We start from the raw sequence: 8,976 nt of genomic DNA, 5'->3' as shown, positions 1-8,976 counted from the left end.
GCTTGGTAACCTTAAGATAAACAAAAACCCCGAAATATCTCAGCAATGGACATTTTCGGGGTTAATTTTTGTTACAAAAAACTAAAAGTCAAATAGTTACCCGTGGTTTGGACACCCTACTTCCTATCAGGAAAAAAACTACTCTTCGTCCTCATTCGAAAACGAATAAACGTTTGTATCGAGCTGCAAACGACCTGAATTGAAGCGGATGATAAAATCATTGATAATTTTCTCGTTGATTTCAGTTTTATTCAATCCAACTTCCAAGCCAACGCCGTAATCGAATTGGTCGTCCACCTCCACGTGTTCACGTACAGAGATTTCCTCGTTTTCTTCGATTTCCTCAATGAATTCCGTAAGCAAAATTTCTGCCTCTTCATCTTTTTCAGGATCACTCACATCACTTTCTTCTCTTTCATCCGGTGAAACGTAATCAGGCATCTGAACTTTCAGTCTTTCAAGTGCTTCGTCGTAAACCAGTGTCGAGTGATGCAGTCTTAATGTATAAATCAAAGCATCATAAACCACTTCTTTATCTTTGTAGTAACCTACAAACTGAACGTGGGCATGCTCGTTGTTCTCTTCTTCGTCTTCGAACTCGTCTGTTACGTACACAAAGTTCAATCGTTCAGCTTTACATTCCCGTTTAAGCTGTGCAATTTCTTCTGGATCGAATCCCGGATTCATAGTTTTTATTTGATTATTGTTCTTTAAGCAATCGGTAAAATTATTCTAAAAATAGCATTTCGCGGTATTTTGCCAAAGGCCAGTCTTCATCATCAATCAATAATTCAAGTTTATCCACGTGATATCTGATTTCATCGAAGTATCCTTTCACTTCCGATCCATAGATACGCGCACGCGACAGCAGATCTTCAACGTTATTGGCTACTTTTCTACTTTCAGTCATTTGATGCACCAGCTTTTTAATAACCACTACGTGCGACGAAATATCTCTGATGATTTCCTTGATCGGCTCCGCTTCTTCCAGCATTTCCAGGTCTGTCAGCGCTCTGGCTGTCTGTGCCAGCTTAAACTGATATTTTACAACCGTAGAAACGACGTGATTCAGCGCCAGGTCACTAATAACCCTTGATTCTATCTGTAATTTTTTTACATAGTTTTCAAGCTCTATCTCATAACGCGCATGCAGTTCTCTGGAACTCAGTACACCCGTCTTTTCAAAAGCCTGAATCGTACTTTCCGTCACATAAGCGCCAAGCGCGTCGTAGGTGGCGCTGATATTACTTAATCCTCTTCTTTTTGCTTCTTCAACCCATTCTTCTGAATAACCGTTTCCTTCAAACAGGATTTTTTTCGATTCTGTGAAATATCTTTTCAGAATTTCGACTGTCGCCACTTTCTTTTCCTCTCCCGCATTCAGCCTTTCATCCATTTCCTTTTTGAAATCCGCCAGCTGATTGGCAACAATCGTATTCAGAACGATCATAGGAGAAGCACTGTTTAACGCGCTTCCTACTGCACGGTATTCAAATTTATTGCCCGTAAAACAAAATGGTGAAGTTCTGTTGCGGTCTGTGTTGTCACGCTGAAGGTTCGGTATGCGCGTGATACCCAGTTTGTAATAAAAATTCTCCCCTTTTTCAAGTGTGATTTCACCCTTATTAACCAGTTCTTCAAGCATGCTCGTAAGCTCGCCTCCCAAAAACACAGAAACGATTGAAGGAGGCGCTTCATTTGCCCCCAGACGATGTTCGTTCCCCGCAGAAGAAATAGAAGCCCTCAGCAGATCTGCGTGATCATGCACCGCTTTGACCACATTCAGCAAAAACGTCAGAAAACGAAGATTTTCCTTTGGTTTGGTGGTCGGTGCCAATAAGTTGATACCAGTGTCCGTGGAAAGTGACCAGTTGTTATGTTTGCCGCTTCCGTTAATACCTGCAAATGGTTTTTCGTGAAACAACACCTGAAAATTATGCTTTTCGCCAATTTTCTGCATCAAATCCATCAGCAAAGCATTGTGGTCGATCGCCAGGTTTACTTCTTCAAATGTTGGCGCACACTCAAACTGTCCCGGAGCGACTTCATTATGTCTTGTCCGGACTGGAATTCCAAGCTTTAAGGCTTCGAATTCGAAATCGGCCATAAATGCATTAACCCGCGGAGAAATAGAGCCGAAATAATGATCGTCCAACTGCTGTCCACGTGCCGGGCTATGGCCAAAAACGGTACGTCCGGTCATTAACAAATCGGGACGGGCATAGTACAATGCTTTATCAACCAGGAAATATTCCTGCTCAATACCCAGCGTCGGCGTTACTTTATCGACATCACGGTTAAAAAACTGGCAAACGGAAGTAGCAGCCTTGTCCAGCATTACCAGCGAACGAAGCAACGGAGCCTTATAGTCCAGCGCTTCGCCGGTATATGAAATAAAGACAGAAGGAATACACAAAGTTTTTCCACCGGCGCCATTATCCATCAAAAATGCCGGAGAGCTCGGATCCCAGCCCGTATAACCTCTTGCTTCAAAAGTAGCGCGAAGGCCTCCGCTCGGAAACGATGAAGCATCAGGCTCCTGTTGAACCAGGGCACTTCCTTTAAACTTCTCAACCGCCTTCCCATCTAAAGTAAGATCGAAAAAAGAATCGTGTTTTTCAGCAGTACTTCCCGTCAAAGGTTGGAACCAATGTGTGTAGTGGCTCGCCCCCTTGGATATTGCCCAGGATTTCATCGCAGCCGAAACCTCCTCGGCAACTTCCCTGTCAATGGTGGAACCTGAACGAATTGCATTTGAAATTTTAATGTAAGCCTCAGGAGAAAGTAATGTTCGCATTACATCGTCACTGAAAGTATTACTTCCATACAAATCTGCTACCTTTTCCGTTGGTGGCGTTAACGAAGGTGCAACGCGATTTAGTGCGATCTCAAAAGCTTTGGAACGAAATGTCATAAGAATGCGGATTTATAGTATTTCTTGCCAAAATTATTTAATTCAGGATACTAAGCACCAAATCTGCACGAATTTTTCCGATTTTTCATTTTATAAGTTCATACACTAGCCAAATTCGATATATTTTTTTGATTTTTGCCAAGTATTTACCCCTGATCATGCTTAAAAGAATTCAATTTCTTGCACTGTACGGGTTAAGCTGGATTTTATTTTTTCAGCTTTTCCGTTTCCTATTCCTTGCTTATCATCTGCAAAAATCACTGGATTTAGGTGGCGCACTAGTCGTGCAAAGTGCCCTACACGGACTCCGGATGGACATATCTTTTACCGGATATATTTTAATGATACCCACGCTGCTGATCGGAGCCACCAGTATGCACTGGAAATGGTATAAAAAGATGATGGTATGGTTCAGTCTCATTGTTTCACTGACAATCGTGATGCTGACCATTTTTGACCTGGAATTATTTCGCGCCTGGGGATTCAGAATTGATGCGTCCTCATTAATTTATTTAAAAACGCCAAAGGAGGCGCTTGCCTCTATGGGTGCAGCACCTGTCATTCCGCTGCTGTTATTACTGATCGGACTTTTCGTTTTGGTAGTGAAAATTCTTCTTACGGTTCAAAAAAGAATCCTTCCTTTTTTGGGGAAGTCCTCTCCCATTTTCACCGGGCTGCTATTTATTTTTTTAGCAGCCACGCTGATCATTCCGATTCGCGGGGGTTTTCAGCTCGCTCCGATGAACGAAAGTGCCGTATTCTTTTCTGATAAAAGTTTTGCAAATTATGCGGCCGTTAATGTTCCCTGGAATTACAGCCGTTCGCTGTTGAATGAGGGTTATAGCAAAAAAAATCCCTTCGCTTATTTCGACGATCAGAAAGCAGAGGCAACGGTATCTTCATTTTATCAGCACAATCCCGGACACGAGCAGATCATCAGAACCGGAAAAGAACCGGTGAATGTTCTCGTTATTATCTGGGAAAGTTTCACGGCCAAGGTGGTAGAAAAACTGAATGGGGTACCGGGCATCACCCCGCAATTTGACGCACTTACCAAAGAAGGTATTCTTTTCACCGATATGTATGCAAGCGGGAATCGGAGCGACAAAGGCATGGTGGCTATTTTGAGCGGATATCCGGCCCAGCCAACAACCTCGATCATTAAAATTCCAAACAAAACCGTTTCGCTTCCATCCCTGCCCCGCACTTTCAAGAACGCGGGCTATTATACTTCCTTTTATTACGGGGGAGAAACGGAATTTGCCAACATGAAAACGTATTTCCTGCAACAGGGGTTTAATGCCATCGTGGATAAAAACGCGTTCAATGAAACCGATATGAACTCCAAATGGGGAGCGCACGACCATGTCGTTTTGAATAAATTACTGGATGACCTGGACAAACAAAAACAACCTTTTTTCACGACGCTTTTCACGCTGAGTAGCCACGAACCATTTGAAGTTCCCGTTAAAACGGTCATTCCGGGAACTGATCAGGAGCATTTGTTTCTGAACGCACATCATTATTCTGATGCTGCCATTGGTAAATTTATCAGAAAGGCAAAAACAAAATCCTGGTGGGCCAATACGCTCGTTGTCATTCTGGCTGATCACGGACACCCTCTTCCTGAAAAACCGGTTTCCAAGCCAAATGAATTCCATATTCCCATGTTATGGCTGGGCGGCGTATTAGAAAAAAAGAATATTACAATTGATTCGCTTTGTTCGCAAACTGATTTGGCTTCCACGTTGTTGAACCAGTTGAATCTTCCTGCAAAAGATTTTAGATGGAGCAATGATATATTTATGCCAAATCGTACCCCGTTCGCTTATTTCGCATTTATGAACGGATTTGGCTGGATACGTCCTAATGGTTTCGTCGTCCGGGATAACATTGGCGGAAATATCACAGAAAAATCCGGGGACCTGAAATCCAATGAAACGGACTATGGAAAGTCCTATTTACAAGCTTCTTTTGGTGATTATTTGAAGCGTTAACAGGAAAAGGTGTAATTTTGCACCCTTATTGTCAATACTATGAAAAAAGTTGCTTTTTATACGCTGGGTTGTAAATTGAATTACTCTGAAAGTTCTTCGATCGGAAGAATGTTTGAAGACAAGGGGTATTCCAAGGTAGAATTCAACGATAAGCCGGATATATTTATCATCAACACCTGTTCTGTTACGGAAAACGCGGATAAAAAATGCCGTAAAATCGTCCGTGAGGCGCAGAAAATTAATGCCGACGGGTATGTAGCGATCATCGGTTGTTACGCCCAGCTCAAACCTACTGAAATTTCTGAAATTCCGGGCGTAGATGCCGTTTTGGGCGCCGCTGAGAAATTTCGTCTGGTCGAACTACTGGATACTTTTGAAAAGGCACCGGTCAATCTACCTGCTAAAATTCTGGCTTCATCCATTGATGATGCCGTCGAATACCATACGTCTTATTCACTCAATGACCGCACCCGTACCTTCCTTAAAGTGCAGGATGGCTGTGATTATCCCTGTGCCTATTGCACGATTCCATTGGCGCGCGGAAAAAGCCGTTCGGATACCATCGCCAACATCGTAAAAGCCGCTGAGGATATTGCCGCCCGGGACGTAAAAGAAATCGTTCTGACGGGTGTTAACATCGGAGACTTCGGGATTCAAAATGGCGAACGCAAGGAAACTTTTCTTGATCTTGTCAAGGCCCTGGACGAAGTGGAAGGAATATCGAGATTCAGGATTTCCTCAATTGAACCGAATTTACTAACCGATGAAGTGATTGAATTTGTCGCGCAGTCCAAACGCTTTGTTCCGCATTTTCACATTCCGTTGCAATCTGGCTCCAATAAAGTGTTGTCGCTGATGCGCCGCAGATATCGCAGGGAATTGTATGTGGAGCGCGTTGCGAAGATCAAATCGCTGATGCCGGATTGCTGTATCGGTGTGGATGTTATCGTGGGTCATCCGGGAGAAACGCATGAATTGTTTCTGGAAAGCTATCAGTTCCTGAACGAACTTGACATTTCCTATTTGCATGTTTTCACCTATTCGGAGCGGGAAAATACTTTGGCGGTGACGATTAAGCCAGTCGTGCCAAAATCCGAGCGTGCTGAGCGCTCCAAGATGCTGCACATTTTATCAGAAAAGAAAAAGAGACATTTCTATAACGAACAGATTGGCAAAAAAGGAACCGTGTTGTTTGAAGATGAAATCCAGAACGGTCAAATGCTCGGGTTTACCGAAAACTACATACGCGTTGCAGTAAAATACGATCCATTGCTGATTAACGAAACCAAGGAAGTTCAGTATGTTCAACTGAATGAAGACGGTTTGATGGAAGTAATGGAATCGGAAAACTACGAGCCCGCGCATTAACCATCTTTTATTCTGACATTTTTCAGGATGTTATATAACAAAAATGACCGGCAGAATATTCTGCCGGTCATTTTTGTATGTAGTTAATATTAAGCTTCTACAAGAAACTCATCATGCTGACTTACATCCAATCCAGCTTTTTCATCCGATTCTGTCACGCGAAGTGGTAGGATAAGATCCGTGATTTTCAAAAGAAGGAAAGATCCAGCGAAAGCGAATGCTGACACACCAACCAAAGCAATCACGTGGTTAATGAAAAGTTTCGTTTCACCGAAAGCAAGACCCTGATCCGTAACCAATGGATTAACAGCGCTTGTTGCGAAAACGCCGGTCATAAGCATACCAACCATACCGCCAACACCATGGCAAGGGAACACATCCAGTGTATCATCCAAAGTTGAGCGTGTACGCAGGTGGGCTACGTAGTTACTGATACAGGCGGCAACAGCACCGATAAAAATTGATGAAGGAACCGTCACGAAACCAGCAGCAGGCGTGATAGCCACAAGACCTACAACCGCACCGATACAAAAACCAAGCGCAGATACTTTTTTACCTCTTGCTACATCAAACAATACCCAAGCCAAACCAGCAGCACCGGCAGCTGTGTTGGTAGCAGCGAAAGCTGAAACAGCCAAAGGAGAAGCAGTCAATGCAGAACCTGCGTTGAAACCGAACCAACCAAACCAAAGCAAACCAGTACCTAAAAGGACATAAGGAATGTTTGCAGGAGGCAACACATTAGCTTCAAGAACAGATTTACGTCTTTTCAGGTAAAGTGCACCGGCCAAAGCAGCCCAACCGGCAGACATGTGCACAACTGTTCCACCTGCAAAGTCAAGTACACCCATTTTGAAAAGAATTCCATCTGCATGCCATGTCATGTGTGCAAGCGGCGCATAAACGAATATGCAGAACAGGATCATGAAAAGTACGTAAGAGCGGAAGTTTACACGTTCAGCCATTGAACCTGTAACCAGTGCAGGCGTGATCACGGCGAACTTCATCTGGAACATTGCGAACAAAGCGAAAGGAATAGTTCCGAAAGCGGGTCCGTCCAAAACACCTTTGAACATAAAGTGGGTAGTCGGATTGCCAATAAACCCTCCGATGTCATCACCAAAAGCAAGACTAAACCCAACGACAACCCAAAGAACGCTGATCACCCCCATGGCGATGAAGCTTTGAAGCATCGTGGAGATAACGTTTTTGGTGTTAACCATCCCTCCGTAGAAATAAGCCAAACCAGGAGTCATTAATAGTACCAGTGCGGATGATACTAACATCCAGGCAATATCGCCTGAATTTAAGCCTTCTGTAACGATTTTGGTCGGAACACTGGGAACAAATGCTCCAAGCAGAGCAATGACCAGTAAGATAATCAGTGGGAAATAATTACGTTTTTCCATTGTTTTTTGTAGAGATTGTTATTGATTAAAGAAGGTATTATTAATTAGAATTTATAGATAAATGCCATTCCAAAAGTTGTTTGGCTGCTTTTTGAATATACGCCGTCAGAATCTTCGAATTGCTGCAATTTCCCGGCGCGTGCCTTAGGATAAGCATCCAGGCGGAATTCAGGTTTTAATAAGATATGACCATCTGCCAGTGAAATGTTACCCGTTAATGTTACCGAATTCACATGTGTTCCAATACCTGCGATAGGTGCGTCATCAGGACCTTTTCCATTCGGATAAGCCAAAAGACCTCTCACGCCATTGTCATTGTTAAAATACTCATAACGAGCGCCGATTGCAAAATTATCAGAAACGGCTACATTGGAATAAATTGCCGCCCCACCCCATGATTGCGTGTCAGATGGGCCGCCGGCTCCCTGATAATCCCCCTTTTGAGAACCGTAGGCTGCATTTACCCCTACCAGGAATTTTTCGGTAAGCTGATAACTGGTTGTAATGTCAAATACACGATAATGTGCTTTGGGCGAATCACCGTCTTCTCCCGCATTTGCCTCATTGCTATTGATAAAATTCAGGTAAACATTCCAGTTTTCAACCGGTGAGATAAATAGCTGCGATATAATCCCTTTTTTGCGGTTGTTATCTCCAAGTCCATCCACGTTATTGACAACACCGGCCATCAAAGAAACTTTATCCGAAAACGCATACGTTGCTTTTAAACCCGTGTGATAAAATGGTCCGTTATTAAATAAGTTTGAAAGCGAGTAGTTAAAGTTTGCAGGCGCATCGATCACTTCATATCCAATGTGGGTTCCGAATTGACCGGCAGTCATCGAAAACTTGTCTGTAAACTTATAAGTGAAATAAGCCTGTTTAATTGCAAGCGCCGTACTGAACGCTGCATTTCCATAATTACCCAAATTTGCATTGGGTCCAAATGTCAGATCAACAACTGCTTCCGACTTCGAATTCGTGTAAGCAACTTTCGCCTGAACCAATCCTAATTGAAACTGACCAGACTTCTGATCGAACACGCGAGCCGTCCCTGCCTGACCAAGATTAGACCGTGAAGCAGGCTTGTTAAAATTAGCCATGTAATAAGAATCCAGGTATCCTGAAAACGCAAAAGATCCTTTTCCTTCTTCACCTTCCTTCACCTCTTCGATTTTGCTAGTTTCAGTCGTTTTGGCTTTTTTCTCCTCATCCAATTCCGACTTACTAAAACCCAAAAAGGGGATCATTAAAGATAATACTGTACAATAGACCTTTTTCATAATTT

The 8,976-nt window shown here is 43.1% G+C and carries 6 protein-coding genes; 2 read left to right on the top strand and 4 right to left on the bottom strand.

Annotated elements, in window-relative coordinates:
• Positions 1 to 138: 138 nt before the first annotated feature.
• Together RB622_RS28050 and RB622_RS28045 are read right to left on the bottom strand one after the other, a co-directional pair.
• Positions 139 to 687, bottom strand: coding sequence for a hypothetical protein (locus RB622_RS28050; RefSeq protein WP_308050130.1), 549 nt, complete (start codon positions 685 to 687; stop codon positions 139 to 141).
• Between the two features lie 40 nt (positions 688 to 727).
• Positions 728 to 2,914, bottom strand: coding sequence for a glutamine synthetase III (locus RB622_RS28045; protein WP_308050129.1), 2,187 nt, complete (start codon positions 2,912 to 2,914; stop codon positions 728 to 730).
• A gap of 158 nt (positions 2,915 to 3,072) precedes the next feature.
• Here RB622_RS28045 and RB622_RS28040 point away from each other — a divergent pair, with 158 nt between their 5' ends.
• Together RB622_RS28040 and mtaB are read left to right on the top strand one after the other, a co-directional pair.
• Positions 3,073 to 4,911 carry an LTA synthase family protein gene (locus RB622_RS28040; protein ID WP_308050128.1) on the top strand — a complete coding sequence of 613 codons (1,839 nt, stop codon included), beginning with the start codon at positions 3,073 to 3,075 and terminating at the stop codon, positions 4,909 to 4,911.
• 39 nt (positions 4,912 to 4,950) lie between these two features.
• Positions 4,951 to 6,279 (top strand): tRNA (N(6)-L-threonylcarbamoyladenosine(37)-C(2))-methylthiotransferase MtaB, encoded by a 1,329-nt coding sequence (gene mtaB, locus RB622_RS28035; RefSeq protein WP_308050127.1) that lies wholly within the window; start codon positions 4,951 to 4,953, stop codon positions 6,277 to 6,279.
• A gap of 89 nt (positions 6,280 to 6,368) precedes the next feature.
• Here mtaB and RB622_RS28030 read toward each other — a convergent pair whose 3' ends face one another.
• Positions 6,369 to 7,688, bottom strand: coding sequence for an ammonium transporter (locus tag RB622_RS28030; protein ID WP_308050126.1), 1,320 nt, complete (start codon positions 7,686 to 7,688; stop codon positions 6,369 to 6,371).
• A 44-nt stretch (positions 7,689 to 7,732) separates the two neighbouring features.
• On the bottom strand, positions 7,733 to 8,971 hold the full coding sequence (locus RB622_RS28025) for a porin (protein ID WP_308050125.1): 1,239 nt from the start codon (positions 8,969 to 8,971) through the stop codon (positions 7,733 to 7,735).
• Between the last annotated feature and the right edge of the window lie 5 nt (positions 8,972 to 8,976).

This window comes from Dyadobacter sp. LHD-138 (genome assembly GCF_030929615.1).
Taxonomy (GTDB): Bacteria; Bacteroidota; Bacteroidia; order Cytophagales; family Spirosomataceae; genus Dyadobacter.
The sequence above is the reverse complement of the archived record's forward strand: the minus strand, read 5'-3'. Positions and strand labels throughout refer to the sequence as shown.